The 13,852-nt window shown below is 73.3% G+C and carries 12 protein-coding genes; 6 read left to right on the forward strand and 6 right to left on the reverse strand.

Features of this window, described 5'->3' with window-relative positions; genetic code table 11:
* Positions 1 to 26: 26 nt before the first annotated feature.
* The 6 genes from ACFYXV_RS31700 to ACFYXV_RS31725 all read right to left on the reverse strand — a co-directional run bounded on the left by ACFYXV_RS31700 (position 27) and on the right by ACFYXV_RS31725 (position 6,666).
* Positions 27 to 1,199, reverse strand: a complete 1,173-nt coding sequence (locus ACFYXV_RS31700) for an acyl-CoA dehydrogenase family protein (RefSeq protein WP_385463426.1) — start codon at positions 1,197 to 1,199, stop codon at positions 27 to 29.
* 106 nt (positions 1,200 to 1,305) lie between these two features.
* Positions 1,306 to 2,478: an acyl-CoA dehydrogenase family protein gene (locus ACFYXV_RS31705; protein ID WP_383346261.1), complete on the reverse strand. Its 1,173-nt coding sequence runs from the start codon at positions 2,476 to 2,478 to the stop codon at positions 1,306 to 1,308.
* Positions 2,479 to 2,524: 46 nt separating this feature from the next.
* A complete protein-coding gene (locus ACFYXV_RS31710) occupies positions 2,525 to 4,666 on the reverse strand; it encodes an acetate--CoA ligase family protein (RefSeq protein ID WP_389384755.1) in 2,142 nt (713 codons plus the stop codon).
* A 1-nt stretch (position 4,667) separates the two neighbouring features.
* Positions 4,668 to 4,859: a ferredoxin gene (locus tag ACFYXV_RS31715; protein ID WP_383346255.1), complete on the reverse strand. Its 192-nt coding sequence runs from the start codon at positions 4,857 to 4,859 to the stop codon at positions 4,668 to 4,670.
* Positions 4,856 to 6,151, reverse strand: a complete 1,296-nt coding sequence (locus tag ACFYXV_RS31720; protein WP_389384756.1) for an NADH-ubiquinone oxidoreductase-F iron-sulfur binding region domain-containing protein — start codon at positions 6,149 to 6,151, stop codon at positions 4,856 to 4,858. The genes ACFYXV_RS31715 and ACFYXV_RS31720 overlap by 4 nt, the downstream gene beginning before the upstream one ends.
* Positions 6,148 to 6,666, reverse strand: coding sequence for a hypothetical protein (locus ACFYXV_RS31725; RefSeq protein ID WP_389384757.1), 519 nt, complete (start codon positions 6,664 to 6,666; stop codon positions 6,148 to 6,150). Before ACFYXV_RS31725 ends, ACFYXV_RS31720 begins: the two co-directional genes overlap by 4 nt.
* A 452-nt stretch (positions 6,667 to 7,118) precedes the next feature.
* Here ACFYXV_RS31725 and ACFYXV_RS31730 point away from each other — a divergent pair, with 452 nt between their 5' ends.
* The 6 genes from ACFYXV_RS31730 (at position 7,119) to ACFYXV_RS31755 (ending at position 13,786) form a co-directional block, all read left to right on the forward strand.
* Positions 7,119 to 8,282 (forward strand): aromatic ring-hydroxylating dioxygenase subunit alpha, encoded by a 1,164-nt coding sequence (locus ACFYXV_RS31730; RefSeq protein ID WP_385463440.1) that lies wholly within the window; start codon positions 7,119 to 7,121, stop codon positions 8,280 to 8,282.
* A gap of 173 nt (positions 8,283 to 8,455) precedes the next feature.
* The gene (locus ACFYXV_RS31735; RefSeq protein WP_389384758.1) at positions 8,456 to 9,586 is read left to right on the forward strand and encodes a spermidine/putrescine ABC transporter substrate-binding protein; all 1,131 of its coding nucleotides are present in this window, start codon (positions 8,456 to 8,458) and stop codon (positions 9,584 to 9,586) included.
* 1 nt (position 9,587) lies between these two features.
* A complete protein-coding gene (locus ACFYXV_RS31740) occupies positions 9,588 to 10,490 on the forward strand; it encodes an ABC transporter permease (protein ID WP_385463446.1) in 903 nt (300 codons plus the stop codon).
* A complete protein-coding gene (locus ACFYXV_RS31745; protein ID WP_385463449.1) occupies positions 10,487 to 11,305 on the forward strand; it encodes an ABC transporter permease in 819 nt (272 codons plus the stop codon). The genes ACFYXV_RS31740 and ACFYXV_RS31745 overlap by 4 nt, the downstream gene beginning before the upstream one ends.
* A gap of 4 nt (positions 11,306 to 11,309) precedes the next feature.
* Positions 11,310 to 12,416, forward strand: a complete 1,107-nt coding sequence (locus tag ACFYXV_RS31750; RefSeq protein ID WP_385463453.1) for an ABC transporter ATP-binding protein — start codon at positions 11,310 to 11,312, stop codon at positions 12,414 to 12,416.
* Between the two features lie 56 nt (positions 12,417 to 12,472).
* Positions 12,473 to 13,786, forward strand: coding sequence for a flavin monoamine oxidase family protein (locus ACFYXV_RS31755; protein WP_389384759.1), 1,314 nt, complete (start codon positions 12,473 to 12,475; stop codon positions 13,784 to 13,786).
* Positions 13,787 to 13,852 lie beyond the last annotated feature (66 nt).

Raw genomic sequence — 13,852 nt, forward strand, 5'->3', positions numbered from 1 at the left:
GGTTCCGGGCCCGGACCGCCGTACGGTCACACGGAGGACGGCATGTGCAGCACGCCCGTGCCGCGCTTGACGAGTTCACCCGCGATGATCAGGCGCTGGATCTCGGAGGTGCCCTCCCAGATGCGGTCGACGCGCAGTTCGCGGTAGAGCCGCTCGACGGGGTACGAGCGGTCGTAGCCGCGGCCGCCGAAGATCTGCAGGCAGCGGTCGATGACGCGGCCGGAGGCCTCGCTCGCCGCCAGCTTGGCGATGGCCGCCTTGGCGTGCAGCGTCTTGCGGTCGGCCAGGCCCTCGTCGACCTCCCAGGCGACCTGGTGGGTGTAGGCCCGGTTGACGGCGATGTCCACCGCGCAGTCGGCGAGCATGCCCTGGATCAGCTGGAAGTCCGCGATGGGCGAGCCGAACTGGCGGCGCTCCACCGCCCAGTCCCGCGCGAGCTCCAGGGCCCGCTCGGCGGCGCCGATCGTCCGGGCGGCGATCATCAGCCGTTCCTCGGTGAACCAGGAGCGCGTGATGTCGTAGCCGTTGCCCACCTCCCCCAGGACGGCGTCCTCGGGCACGTGCACGTCGGTGAAGGTGAACTCGGGGTGCTCGTAGACGAAGGTGTGCATCCAGCGCGGCACCCGGGTCATCTCGATGCCCGGGGTCTCCTTGTCCACGAGGAACAGGGTCGGGGCGCCCTCCTCCCCGGCGGCGGCGAGCACGATCATGAAGTCCGCGTGGTCGCCCACGGTGACGAACCACTTCTCGCCGTTCAGCACCCAGCCGCCGTCGGTCCGCGTCGCCGTGGTCCGCAGGCTCTGCGGGTCCGAGCCCGCCTCGGGCTCGCTCACCGCGTAGCAGTCGCGGCGCCGGCCCCGGATGACGGGGACGAGGTAGCGCTCCCGCTGCTCGGGCGTGCAGAAGGACAGGGCGTTCGCCGGGCGCCACACCATGTCCCACAGGGCGCCGGTCAGCCGTCCGAGCTCCGCCTGGACGGTGACCTGTTCCAGGATGGTGAGCCCGGCGCCGCCCCATTCGGCCGGCATGTTGACGGCTTGCAGGCCGCTGTCGAGGACGGCGTCGCGGATCTCGGTGTGGGCGTGCGGGGGCAGGCCGTTGTTCTCCTCGCAGTCGGCCTCGTACTTCATGATGAAGTCGGTGAGCGCGCGCGCCGAGCCCTTGAGCTCTTCCTGACGGGCGGTGAGGCGAAAGTCCATGTCACTCCTCTTCGATCGCTGAACGGCGGTGCCGCGGTGCGTGGTACGTGGGGTGCGGGGTACGTGCGGTTCGGGGTACGGGGGAAACGGGATACGGGATACGGGGTCAGGCGCCGGGCAGCGCGAGGGCCCCGGTGCCGCGCTTGACGAGCTCGTTGGCGATGATCAGGCGCTGGATCTCGGAGGTGCCCTCCCAGATGCGGTCGACGCGCAGTTCGCGGTACATGCGCTCGACGGGGTACGAGCGGTCGTAGCCGCGGCCGCCGAAGATCTGTACGCAGCGGTCGATGACCCGCCCGGCGGCCTCGCTCGCCGCGAGCTTGGCCGTCGACGCCTTGGCGTGCAGGGTCTTGCGGTCGGTGTGCGGCTGGTCGGCTTCCCAGGCGACCTGGTGGGTGTAGGCCCGGTTGACGGCGATGTCCACCGCGCAGTCGGCGAGCATGCCCTGGATCAGCTGGAAATCGGCGATGGGCGAGCCGAACTGACGGCGCTCCACCGCCCAGTCCCGCGCGAGCTCCAGGGCCCGCTCGGCGGCGCCGACGGTCCGGGCGGCGATCATCAGCCGCTCGTCGGTGAACCACTCCTTGGTCAGCTCGTAGCCGTTGCCGACGCCGCCGAGCACGTCCTCGTCGGGGACGAAGACGTCGGTGAAGGTGAACTCGGGGTGCCCGTTCACGGCGGAGTGCATGAAGCGGGGTACGCGGGTCATCTCGACGCCCGCCGCCCGCTTGTCGACGAAGAAGAGGGTCGCGGCCCGCTCCGGACCGGCGTCGGCCTGCACCAGCAGGAAGTCTGCGATGTCCCCGCAGGTCACGAACCACTTCTCGCCGTTCACGAGCCAGCCGCCGTCGGTACGGGTCGCCGTACTGGTGCCCGAGCCCGGATCGGAGCCCGCGCCGGGCTCGGTCACGGCGAACGCGTCGAAGCGCTCGCCCCGGATGACGGGGAGCAGGTACTTCTCCCGCTGCGCGTCGGTGCCGTGGGCCAGCACGTTGGCGGGTCGCCAGGGGATGTCCCAGAGGCAGTTGGTGACCTTGCCGAACTCCTCCTCGACGATGACCTGGTCCAGCAGGGAGAGTCCGGCCCCGCCCCATTCGGCGGGCATGTTGATGGCGTAGACGCCCGCCTCGATGGCGGCGCGGGTCAGCTCGCGGACGGTGTCGGCGGGCAGCGGACCGCCGGCCTCCTCGGACTGGTCCTCGTACCTCATCAGGAGCCGCGTGTAGGCGGCGGCCCGGGCCTTGAGGTCGGCCTGCTCGGGTGTGTAGCGGAAGTCCATGGTGTTCTCCGGGACGCGAGGGGGTGGGGAGGGGGTACGGGGGCATTCACAGCAGGACGGCCCGCGCGTCCAGGGCGACGGCACCGTCCGGGCGCACCAGCAGCGGGTTGACCTCCAGTTCGGCGATCTCCGGATGTGCGGCGGCGACCGCGGTGACGCGTTCGATCACGGCGGCCGCCGCGGCCACGTCCACGGCCGGCCGGCCGCGTACGCCCGCCAGCAGCGCGGCGGTCCGCAGGCCGCGGAGCAGCTCCTCGGCGCGCCGGGCCGGTACGGGCGCGAGGGAGAAGGCGACGTCGCGCAGGGTCTCGGTGAGCACCCCGCCGAGTCCGACCATCGCCACGGGCCCGAACCGCGGATCTCGGTTCACGCCCACGATCAGCTCGATGCCGTCCGTCAGATCGGCCATCGCCTCGACCGAGTACGAGGGCGCGCCGAGCCGCGCGTGCATGTCCCGGTGGGCCGCGAGGAGAGCGTCCGCGTCGGCCAGCCGCAGCGCGACGCCGCCCGCGTCGGACTTGTGCAGGAGGTGCAGGGCCTTGAGGACGTAGGGGCCGTCGAACTCCGCGGCCGCGGCCAGAAGTTGGGCCTCGTCGGTGATCTCGCGGGCGGGCGGGAAGGGCACGCCGGCGGAGTCGAGCAGCGCCCGCACCCCGTGGTAGCCCGCGTCCCGCAGCGGCCCGGCGGGCGCCGGCAGCGCGGGCAGCCCGGGCGTGCCGGCGGCCCCCCGGGCGGTCATCGCCGCCAGCGCCCGGGCGGCGTCCTCGGTCGCGGCGAACACCGGCACCCCGGCCCCCGCCAGGATCCGGCAGCTCGGCGACTGCGGGTACATCGACTGCACGACGAGGGGCTTCGGCGCGGCCGCGAGGTGCGTGACGATCGCGCGGGCGGCCAGCTGCTCGCCCTGCGCGAGGGCGGAGCCGCCGTCCGGACCGCCGTCCGGACCGCTGGCCGGACCGCCGTCCGCACGGCCGTCCGCATCCCCGGTGGAGCCGCCGGCCGAGCCGCCGCCCAGGCCCCCCTCGGAGGCCGCGTATCCGCCGAAGTAGCCGGTCATCAGGACGGCGTCGACCTCGTCGGCGGCCAGCAGTTCCGCGATCGTGTCGGCGTACGAAAGGGGGTTCTGCTCGCCCATTCCGGCCAGGTCGACCGGGTTGCCGACCGCGGACTGCCCCCACAGCACGGACCGCAGCCGCTCCTGCGCCCGCGCGCCGAGTTCCGGCACGTCGAGCCCGGCGTCCTCGGCGGCGTCGGCCGCGATGGCCCCGTGGCCGCCCCCGTCGGTGAAAACCGCGGTGCGCCGGCCGTTCGTACGGGGACCCGCGCTCAGCGCGGCCAGGACGACCGTCATCTCCCTCGGCGTGTGCACGAGTTCGATCCCGGCGTCGCGGCAGGCGGCCGCCACCACGTCCGCCGAGGTGGTGAGCGCCCCGGTGTGGGACTGGGCGCTGCGCGCGGAGGCGGCGCCCCGCCCCGCGGTGAGCAGCACGACCGGTTTGCCGGCCGCCGCGGCGGCCCGGGCGAAGGCCCGGCCGTCGCCGAAGTCCTCGGCGTACACGGCGATCGCCGCGGTGGCCTCGTGGCGGGCGCAGTCCTCGACGAGGTCGACGAGGGTGACGTCGGCCTGGTTGCCGAGGGAGACGAAGCGGGAGAAGCCCAGGCCGTGCGGGGCGGCGCGGAGCTGGAGTTCGAGGGCGAGATTGCCGCTCTGGCTCAGCAGGGCGATGCCGCCGGGGGCGAAACGGTCGGAGGCGAGGTACAGCTCGGTCGTGTTGTCGGCGATGCCCAGGCAGTTGGGGCCGACGAGGACGGCTCCGGCGGCGCGGACGCGGGCGGCGACCGCCTGCTGGCGGGCCAGGCCCTCGGGTCCCGCCTCGGCGAAGCCGGCGGTGATGCCGACGATCGCCTTCGCCCCGCAGGCCAGGGCGTCGTCGACGGCCGCTTCGAAGCCCGCGCCGGGTACGGAGATCACCACCAGCTCGACGGGTTCGCCGATCGCGGCGAGGGAGGGGGCCGCGGTCCGGCCGAGGACGGTGCCGCCGCGCCGGTTCACGAGGTGGACGGGCCTGCGGGCCGGGGCCCGCAGCGCCTGGGAGGCCACGGCGTGCCCGTACTTCGCCGGATCGTCGCTGGCGCCGACCACGGCGACCGAGCCGGGGTCGAACAGTGCGGTCAGGTCGCGTCCCATGTCACTTCTCCACTCGGAGGGCCGCGTTCGGGCAGCTGGCGGCGCAGGCACGCGCGGCTTCCTCCGCCGCGGGTTCGACGGCGAGGGCGATGAGCGTGGCGTAGCCCCATTCGTCGAGCTCGACGAGTTCGGGGGCGTGTTCCTGGCACAGTCCGTAGCCCTGGCAGCGGGTGGAGTCCAGCAGGAGTTTCACGGCGTTCCTTTCAGTGCGGGCAGCGCGATACGGGCGGAGGGCGCGTCGGAGACCTCCGGTACGGCGACGGCGAGGCGTCCGGGGCCGGCCGCGGGCAGGTCGGCGGCGCAGGCGGGGCAGGCCGCCCCGAGATGGGAGGGGAGGCTGCGGGGGAAGGCGCGCAGGAGGCTGCCGGCGGTGCCGGCCGCGGCGTCGAGGAGTCCGCACGCGCCGCGCCCGGGCAGGCCCCGCGCCCAGCGGGTCAGGTTCGCGAGGGTGTCCGGCCCGGCCGTGCCCGCGACGAGCTCCCTGAGGGCGCCGTGGACCGCCGCGGTGCCCGTGACGCAGACCCCGCACTGCCGTGCGCTCTCGGCCGCGAGGTGGCCGACGGCTTCGGTGGCGGCGGTCACCGGGCAGGTTCCGGGGGCGAGGAAGCGGATCGCTCCGCAGCCCAGTGCGGTGCCCGCCGCGGCGAGCGCGCCGGGTTCGAGGGGGAGGTCCAGGGCCCGGGCGTCGACGAGTCCCCCGAACAGCCCGCCCATCAGGGCCCCGGCGGCATCCGGGGTGCCGTGGGCGGCCGCCAGGGTGCGCAGGGGGACGCCGTACGGGATTTCGGTGAGCAGCGGGGTGCCGCTCCCGCCGGACAGCGTCACCAGGGTGGAACGGGCGATCCGCTTCCGCAGTCCGGGCCGGGCGGCGGTCAGGGCGATGCGGGCGAGCGTCTCGACGTTGGAGACCAGGGTGGGCGCGCCGCCGACGCCGCGTTCGAAGGGGCGGGGAGGCTTGGCGGTGGGCAGGGCGGGGCCGCCGTCGATCCTGCGGACCACCGCGGACTCCTCGCCGGCCACGTAGGTGCGTTCGGTCTCGACGACCTCGATGGGCAGGGGCGGCGGGTGCTCGGCGAGGGCCCGGCGTACACGGGCCCCCGCCTGCGGGTCGGAGAGGTAGACGTAGCCGCGTGCCGCCCCGGTCATCTCGGCGGCGCGGGCGAGGCCGTCGAGCACGAGGTGGGGCCGGGCCCGGAGCAGCCAGCGGTCCTTGACCGAACCCGGCTCGCCCTCCTCGCCGTTGGCGACGACGACCGGGACCCCGCCGCCCTCGCGGACGGAGCGCAGTTTGACGGCGACGGGGAATCCGGCCCCGCCGCGGCCGCGCAGGCCGGAGGCGTCGAGGTGGTGCAGCAGCTCGTCGGGGCGGGCGGCGCTCTCGTACCCGCCGGTGGCGCGGTACGCCCCGGCGCTTTCCGTCACGTCCGGTCGCGCTCCGAGTACGGAGTCCGGGGGCTGCGCCGTCGGGAGTCGGATCACGGTCATCGGCCGGCTCCTGTCGGGGTGGGGGTCCGCAGGAGGCGTACGGCGCTCTCCAGCGCGGTGCGGTCCTCTGCGGTGCGGCCGTATCCGGTGCCCGGGAGGCCGATGAGCATGCGGTGGTGGTCGAGGACCACCTCCGCGGCGAGCAGCGCCGCGGCCCGGTCGCCCGGTCGTGAGCCCTCGGCCACGGAGGTCACCAGTTCGGTGACCTCGGCCAGGTAGCGGAGCCAGCCCTGCCGGCTGCCCCGCAGGACCAGGCGCTCCAGGCGCCGGCGCTCGGCGGCCGCCAGTTCCGCGGCCGTGGCCGCAGGTTCTGCGGCCGTGGCCGCAGGTTCTGCGGCCGTGGCCGTGACCGTGGCCGCCGGTTCCGCAGGGGTTTCCCCGGCGGGCGCCCGGGTCTGCGGTGGGGGCGGGGGCGGAGCCGGGGACGGGGCGCGCAGGGCGGCGACCGCCACGGGCAGTTCCCGCTCCGGTTCGGGGGTGAGGCCGAGCCAGTCCAGACGCCGACGACCGCTCATACGTGCCTCCGGGAGGGGTGGGGTGCCGGGACGGGACGGCGCGGGCGGGGCCGGGGCGGGAGGGGAGGCCCGGGGATCGCCGAGGGGACGCCGAATCGTGCGGCGGAACGGGGGAAACGAGGGAAACGGGGGGTGCGGGCCCGGGCGGAGGCCGGGGCGGGCAGGGCTGCTTCCGGCCCGGGGAGCGGGGCGGATGCGCGGCGGCGCCGGAGCAGCGACGGTGACACGTTGACTGACCGAGCGGTCAGCGACATCAATCACGCTAGCTGACCGATCGGTCAGCCCACAAGTCTTGACCCGGCGGAAATGAGCCAGCAATCTGGCTGTCCAATCGGTCAGCGAGGTCGCGGCGTCCGCCGTACCCCACCCTGCCCGCAGCCGGGTCGCCTCGGCACGATCGCTGACACCGATCGCCGACACCGATCGCCGCACGTACGGCAAGGAGTCACCCGATGCAGCACAGCGCCCCCGAAAGAACTCCCTCCGGCCCGCCCGGCCAGGACTCCCCCGGGCCCGCCCTGTCCGCCCGCTACTACACCGATCCCGAGACGGGCGCCGCCGAGATGCGGCACGTCTTCGGCAAGTCCTGGCAGATCGTCTGCCACGAGTCCGACCTACCGGGTCCGGGAGCCCGGCTCGCCGCCACGGTCGCGGACCGCGAGGTGCTGGTCGTCCGCACCGAGGACGGCGGCCTGGCCGCCCACCTCAACGTCTGCCGGCACCGCGGAACCCGCCTGGTGACCGCACCGGAACCCGCCGGCAAGGCGATCCGCTGCCCGTACCACGGCTGGACGTACCGGCTCGACGGAAGCCTGGTCGGCGCCCCGGAAGCACGGCAGATCCCCTGCCTCGACAAGCCGAGCCTCGGCCTGTTCCCGGCCCGGGTCGAGTCCTTCCTCGGCTTCGTCTTCGTCAACCTCGACCCCGACGCCGTACCGCTGGCGAAGAGCTGCGCGGGCCTCGCCGAGGCGGTCGGCCACTACGCCGGGGCCGATCTGGTACCGGTCGGCCGCGCCCGTATCCACGACCTGGCGGGCGCCGAAGTACAGGAAGCCAACTGGAAGGTGGCGGTCGACAACTACCTGGAGGGCTACCACGTCCCGGTGGCCCATCCGGGGCTGATGCGGCTCCTCGACTACCAGGGCTACACCTGCGACATCGAGGAGTCCTACGCCCTGTTCGCCTCGCCGCTGCGGGACAAACCCTCCTCCAACTGGCCCGAACGCCTCTACCAGCGCATCGCCGCCCCGATGCCGGGCCTCGCCGAGGCCGACCGCAGGGTCTGGCGGTACGCGGTGATCTACCCGAACACCCTCATCGACTTCTACCCCGACCACGTCCTCGCCTGGACGGCGATCCCGACGGCGGTGGACCGGGTGGCCGTACCCGGGGCGTTCTACACGCGGCGCGGCACCAGCCTGCGCACCCGGCTGGCCCGGCGCCTGAACATCCACATCGGCTGGATCACCAACGACGAGGACGCCGAGCTGGTGTCCCGCGTCCAGAAGGGGCTCTCCACCCCCGGGTTCGAGCCCGGACCCCTGTCGCGCCGCGAGTCGGCCGTCGGCTGGTTCGCCGGCCGCATCCGGGACGACCTCGGCGCCGCCGGACTGTGAGCCGCTCCCGCTGAAGCGCGCCGTCCGCGCGGACGCCGCGGCACCACCGCGCCCCGCACCGCCGCACCCACCGCACGGCCGCCCACCGCACGGCCGCCCCGTACGACCTCCCCCGCCGCTGTTCCCTTCCCGCCGTCCCCCCACGGCAGCGGGCCCCTACGGAGAGGACCCCGATGTCCCCCGAGGCACTTCCCCTGACCAGACGCTCCTTCCTCCGCGCCGGCACCACCGCGGCCATCGCCCTCACGGCGGCCGGCTGCGGGTTCGCATCCGACGGCGACCCGGCCGCGGCAGCGGCCGCGCACACCCCGATCGACGTCAAGGTCGACGGCGACCTCGTCTACTTCAACTGGGCCGACTTCGTCGATCCGGCCGTCTTCGAAGGCTTCCAGAAGGAGTACGGGGTCAAGGTCGTCCAGTCGAACTTCGACTCCATGGAGGGCATGGCCGCCAAGCTCAACTCCGGCAACCGCTACGACATCATCTTCCCGACGGCGAAGTGGTCGCAGCGCCTCGCCGCGGGCGGCAGGCTGCGCACGATCGACCACGGCCGGCTGAGGAACGCCGAGGCGGTGTTCGGCGGTTACGGCTACTTCGCCGACCCCTGGTACGACCCCGGCTCCGCGCACACCGTGCCCTTCACCATGTACAAGACCGGCATCGGATGGCGCCGCGACCGCCTCGGGGACCTCACCGGCTCCTGGAGCGACCTGTGGAACGAGCAGGCCAAGGGCAAGGTCTTCGTACTCGACGACCGGGACGAGGTGCTCGGCATGGGCGCGCTCCGGCTCGGACTCGGCCTCTCCACCGGCGACCCGGCCGAACTCGACCGCGTCACCGACACCCTGCACTCGCTCCGACCCCATCTGCGCGGCTTCTCCAGCGACAGCTACAACAACCTGCTCAACGGCAACGCCGACATGACGCAGGCCTGGAGCGGGGACATGGCCGCGATGCTCGCGCAGGCCGAGGACCCCTCGGTCTTCGGCTTCGAGGTCGCCCGGGAGGGCGCCCCCGTCAACTCCGACTGCTACGCGATACCCGCCAATGCCCGGCACCCCGGCACGGCGATGCTCTTCATCGACTACATGCTCCGTCCGGAGAACGTGAAGAAGAACATCGAGTACATCGGCTACCCGATGCCGGTGCGCGGCACCGAGGACACGTACGCCGCGCTCGTGGAGCCGTTCCCCCAGTGTCTGGTGACCGCCGAAGACCTGGGGGCCGACCTCTTCTACCGCAACGGCACCGCGACGGGCGAGCGGGCCCGCGACGCCGCCTGGACCGACGTGAAGGCCGGCTGACATGACACGACGCACACCATCCGGGGCGAGCCGTCCGGACCCGGGGCCGTCCGCGGCGGGAGCCCGCCTGTGGACCTGGCTCATGCTCCCCGGCACCCTGTGGATGACGGGCTTCCTGCTCGCCTCGCTCGTCCTGGTGGCCACCCTCGCGTTCGGCACCACCGACCCGCTGGGGAACCCGCGCTTCGGACTCAACTTCGACAACATCGCCACGCTGGCCGACCCGGCGTACCGGACCGTCCTGCTGCGCTCCCTCGGCTACGCACTCGTCACCTGCGCCATCTGCCTGCTGGTGGCCTATCCCGTCGCCTACACCATCGCGCTGCACGGCGGCCGCTTCAAGAACGCGCTGATCGCCGCCATCGTCGTCCCCTTCTTCGCCAACTACCTGGTACGGATGTACGGCTGGTCCGTCGTCCTCTCCGACGACGGACCGCTGCTGCGGGCCCTTCGCGCGGTGGGCGTCGCCGACGGGAACACCAAGATCCTCCAGACCGGCACGGGCGTCATCGCCGGACTCGTCTACGGCTTCATCGTGTTCATGATCATCCCGCTGTACGCGGCCCTGGAACGGATGGACACCTCGCTCATCGAGGCCGGCCGCGACCTCTACGGCGGCCCCTTGAGGACCTTCCTCTTCGTCACCGTGCCCGCCACCCGGCAGGGCGCCGCCGCCGGCTGCGTCCTCGTCTTCCTGCCCGCCATGGGCGACTTCGTCAGCGCCCAGCTCATGGGAGGACCCGACCAGATCATGATCGGCAACCTGATCCAGGACAAGTTCTTCCAGGGCCAGAACTGGCCGCTCGGCTCGGCCCTGACCATGCTGCTCATGGCGGTCCTGTTCCTCGGGATGCTCGGCTACCTGCGGCGCACCCGCAAGGACGAGGCGGAGGCGGCCCGATGACCCGGCGCGCCGAGCGACGGCCCCGCTTCGCGATCGCGGTCACCGTGCTCTTCTTCGTACTCCTCTACCTTCCGGTGGGCGTCGTCGTCCTGTTCTCCTTCAACGCGCAGAAGTCCCTGACCGTCTTCCAGGGACTGAGCCTGCGCTGGTACGAGGCCTTCTTCCACGACGACGTACTGCTCGACTCGCTCGGCATGAGCCTGCGGGTCTCCCTGGCCGCCATGGCCGGCTCGCTCGTCCTCGGCGTGGCCCTCGCCCTCGGGCTGGTCCGCGCGCGCAGCCGGCTCGGCTCCTTCGCGGGCCTGGTCATGCTCGTCCCCCTGATCACCCCGGAGATCGTCACCGGCGTCGCGGCGATGCTCCTCTTCAAGGGCACGGGCATCACGCTGTCCACCGGCACCGTGATGCTCGCCGAGATCACCTTCTCCATCTCGTACGTGACGGTCATCCTGCGCTCCCGCATCGCCGCCCTGAACCCCGAGGTGGAGGAGGCCGCGATGGACCTCGGCGCCACCCGCCGGCAGGCGTTGCGCCTGGTGACCCTGCCGGCGCTGCTCCCCAGCATCCTGGCCTCGGCCGTCCTGATCTTCGCCCTCGTCTTCGACGACTTCGTCCTCGCCTACTTCACGACGGGCGTCGATCCGCAGCCGCTGTCCGTACGCATCTACTCGGCGATCAGGTTCGGCGTGCAGCCCACCATCAACGCCGTCGGCACCCTGATGCTCCTCGGGTCCGTGGCGCTCATCGTCCTCGCCCTCGCCATCCCGCGCCTGTTCGGCCGTCGCGGCGGCCTCGATCTGCTCTCCGGGAAGTGACCCCATGCAGCACCCTCCCCGTCCCCCGCACCCGCGCCCGCACCCCGCTGTCCGGCTCGACCGGGTCGGCAAGCGGTACGCCGGCAGCGCCGACGCGTACGCCGTCCGCGACGTCAGCCTCGACATCGCCCCGGGCGAGTTCTTCTCCCTCCTGGGCCCCTCCGGCTGCGGAAAGACCACTCTGCTGCGGATGATCGGCGGCTTCGCCGATCCCACCCAGGGCAGCGTCCTGCTCGACGGCGAGGACGTCACCGGGCTGCCGCCCGACAAGCGCAACGTCAACACCGTCTTCCAGAGCTACGCCCTCTTCGACCACCTCTCCCTCGCGGACAACGTGGCCTTCGGCCTCAAGCGCAAGGGCGTGGCCCGCGCCGAGATCCGCGAGCGGGTCGCCTCCATGCTCGACCTCGTACAGCTCGGCCACCTGGCCGCCCGCAAGCCGCCCACGCTCTCCGGCGGCCAGCGCCAGCGCGTGGCCCTCGCCCGCGCCCTGGTCAACCGCCCCCAGGTGCTCCTGCTGGACGAGCCGCTGGCCGCGCTCGACCTGAAGCTGCGCCGCCGGATGCAGGTCGAACTCAAGCAGATCCAGCGGGAGGTCGGCATCACCTTCGTCTTCGTCACCCACGACCAGGACGAGGCGCTGACCATGTCGGACCGCATCGCGGTCATGAACGAGGGCCGCATCGAACAGTGCGGCACGCCGGAGGACGTGTACGAGCGCCCCGCCACCACCTTCACGGCCTCGTTCATGGGAACGTCGAACCTCGTCCCCGGGACCTACCGCTCCGGCGAGGTCCTCCTGGAGCAGGGCCCCGCGCTCCCCGTCGGCCTGCGGTCCGCGGTCCCGGACGGCACCGCCGTCAGCCTCTCGATCCGGCCGGAGAAGATCTGGCTCTCCGACTTCGAACCGGGCATGGCCCGGGTCGGCGGAGTCGTGCGGGAGACCGTCTACGGCGGTGCGACCACCACGTACCTCATCGAACTGGCGCCGGGCGTGACGGTGTCCGTGCTGGAGCAGAACACCGACCGCTCCCGCATGGAGGACCGCTGGAGCGGCGGCGAGCAGGTCGAGATCGGCTGGAGGCCCGAACACTGCCTGGTCCTCGACTGACCCCGCCGGGCAGCCGTCCCGGCCGCCTTCCCGCACCCAGCGAAGGAACAACCCCCATGAACCACGACGTCATCGTGCTCGGCGCGGGCCTCGCAGGCCTCGCCGCCGCACGCGACCTGGCCGAGGGCGGCGCCGACGTCCTCGTCGTCGAGGCCCGCGACCGGGTCGGCGGACGCGTCGAGCAGACCCGCCTCCCCGACGGCCGCCTCGTCCAACTGGGCGGAGAAGTGGTCGGGCGGTCCCACACCGCCTACACGGACCTCGTCGCCGAACTGGGCCTCACCCTGGTCCCCAGCTACGTCGCCGAGCCCGGCGACCTCGTCCGCGCCACGCCCGAAGGCGTCTCCGCCGCCGAACCGCCCCACTGGTTCGGGCCGGGGGACGAGGCCCTCCACCGGAAGGTCACCGCCGCCTTCGCCGCACTCGCCCGTACCGTCGACCCCGACGACCCGTGGTCCCACCCCGGCGCCGCCGCCCTGGACCGGCAGTCCGTCGGCAACTGGCTGCGCGCCGAGGGCGCGACCCCGGCCGTCGTGCGCCTGTGGGAGATCGGACAGCTCGCCCTCGCCGACGGCTCCTGCGAACGCACCTCCCTGCTCGCTTCCCTGCGCAAACACGCCGCCGTCCCCGGCGTCGGCCACTACGAGTACGAGGCGTGGGAGGGCCTGCGGGTGGCCGAGGGCTCGGCGACCGTGGCCCTGCGCATGGCCGAGGCCCTCGACGGGCGGATACGGACCGGATCCGCGGCCGAGGCGGTCTCGGTGTCGCCCGGCCACTGCTCCGTCCGCCTGGCCGGCGGCGAGACCCTGACCGCGGCGGCCCTCGTCAGTGCCCTCCCCGTCGGCCCTCTGCGCTCCGTCGCCGTCACCGGGGTGAGCGAGGACCGCCTCGCCTCCCTGCACCGCCAGCGGCACGCCCTCGCCGCCAAGTTCACCGCCGCGTACGACAGGCCCTTCTGGCGCGACCGCGGCCTCAGCGGCCTCTCCGAATGCGAGGGGGTCCTCGGCAGCACGTGGCCGCAGAGCGAGGGCGTCCTCTCCGCCCTCGTGCCGCCCGAACGGTTCGGCGTACTCCTGGGCACACCCGCTCACCTGCGGCAGGCGGAACTGCTCGGCGAGATCGCCCGCCTCTACGGCGACGAGGGGCACCGCCCGCTCGCCGCGTACCTGCGCATGTGGGGCACCGACCCCTGGACGCAGGGGTACGTCACCCAGTGGACCCCCGGCGACGTCATGGCCGTCGGACCCCGCCACGGCACCCACGAACCGCCCTTCTACGTCTGCGGCTCCGACCAGTGGGTGGCGGGCTACATGGAGGGAGCCGTGCGCACCGGACGCGACACCGCCGAGGAGGTGCTGCGCCGTGGCTGACGCCGTGACCGACACCCTGACGGGCGAACCGCTCAACCACATCGGCGGTGTGGACCGGCCCGCCGC

The organism is Streptomyces sp. NPDC002181 (genome assembly GCF_042890485.1).
Taxonomy (GTDB): domain Bacteria; phylum Actinomycetota; class Actinomycetes; order Streptomycetales; family Streptomycetaceae; genus Streptomyces.

What these genes read in the sequence shown, in the direction of transcription:
- ACFYXV_RS31700 (WP_385463426.1), bottom strand. Translation starts at nt 1,199, where the DNA reads ATGGACTTTCGCCTCACCGCCCGTCAGGAAGAGCTCAAGGGCTCGGCG.
- ACFYXV_RS31705 (WP_383346261.1), bottom strand. Translation starts at nt 2,478, where the DNA reads ATGGACTTCCGCTACACACCCGAGCAGGCCGACCTCAAGGCCCGGGCC.
- ACFYXV_RS31710 (WP_389384755.1), bottom strand. Translation starts at nt 4,666, where the DNA reads ATGGGACGCGACCTGACCGCACTGTTCGACCCCGGCTCGGTCGCCGTG.
- ACFYXV_RS31720 (WP_389384756.1), bottom strand. Translation starts at nt 6,151, where the DNA reads ATGACCGTGATCCGACTCCCGACGGCGCAGCCCCCGGACTCCGTACTC.
- ACFYXV_RS31725 (WP_389384757.1), bottom strand. Translation starts at nt 6,666, where the DNA reads ATGAGCGGTCGTCGGCGTCTGGACTGGCTCGGCCTCACCCCCGAACCG.
- ACFYXV_RS31730 (WP_385463440.1), top strand. Translation starts at nt 7,119, where the DNA reads ATGCAGCACAGCGCCCCCGAAAGAACTCCCTCCGGCCCGCCCGGCCAG.
- ACFYXV_RS31735 (WP_389384758.1), top strand. Translation starts at nt 8,456, where the DNA reads ATGTCCCCCGAGGCACTTCCCCTGACCAGACGCTCCTTCCTCCGCGCC.
- ACFYXV_RS31740 (WP_385463446.1), top strand. Translation starts at nt 9,588, where the DNA reads ATGACACGACGCACACCATCCGGGGCGAGCCGTCCGGACCCGGGGCCG.
- ACFYXV_RS31745 (WP_385463449.1), top strand. Translation starts at nt 10,487, where the DNA reads ATGACCCGGCGCGCCGAGCGACGGCCCCGCTTCGCGATCGCGGTCACC.
- ACFYXV_RS31750 (WP_385463453.1), top strand. Translation starts at nt 11,310, where the DNA reads ATGCAGCACCCTCCCCGTCCCCCGCACCCGCGCCCGCACCCCGCTGTC.
- ACFYXV_RS31755 (WP_389384759.1), top strand. Translation starts at nt 12,473, where the DNA reads ATGAACCACGACGTCATCGTGCTCGGCGCGGGCCTCGCAGGCCTCGCC.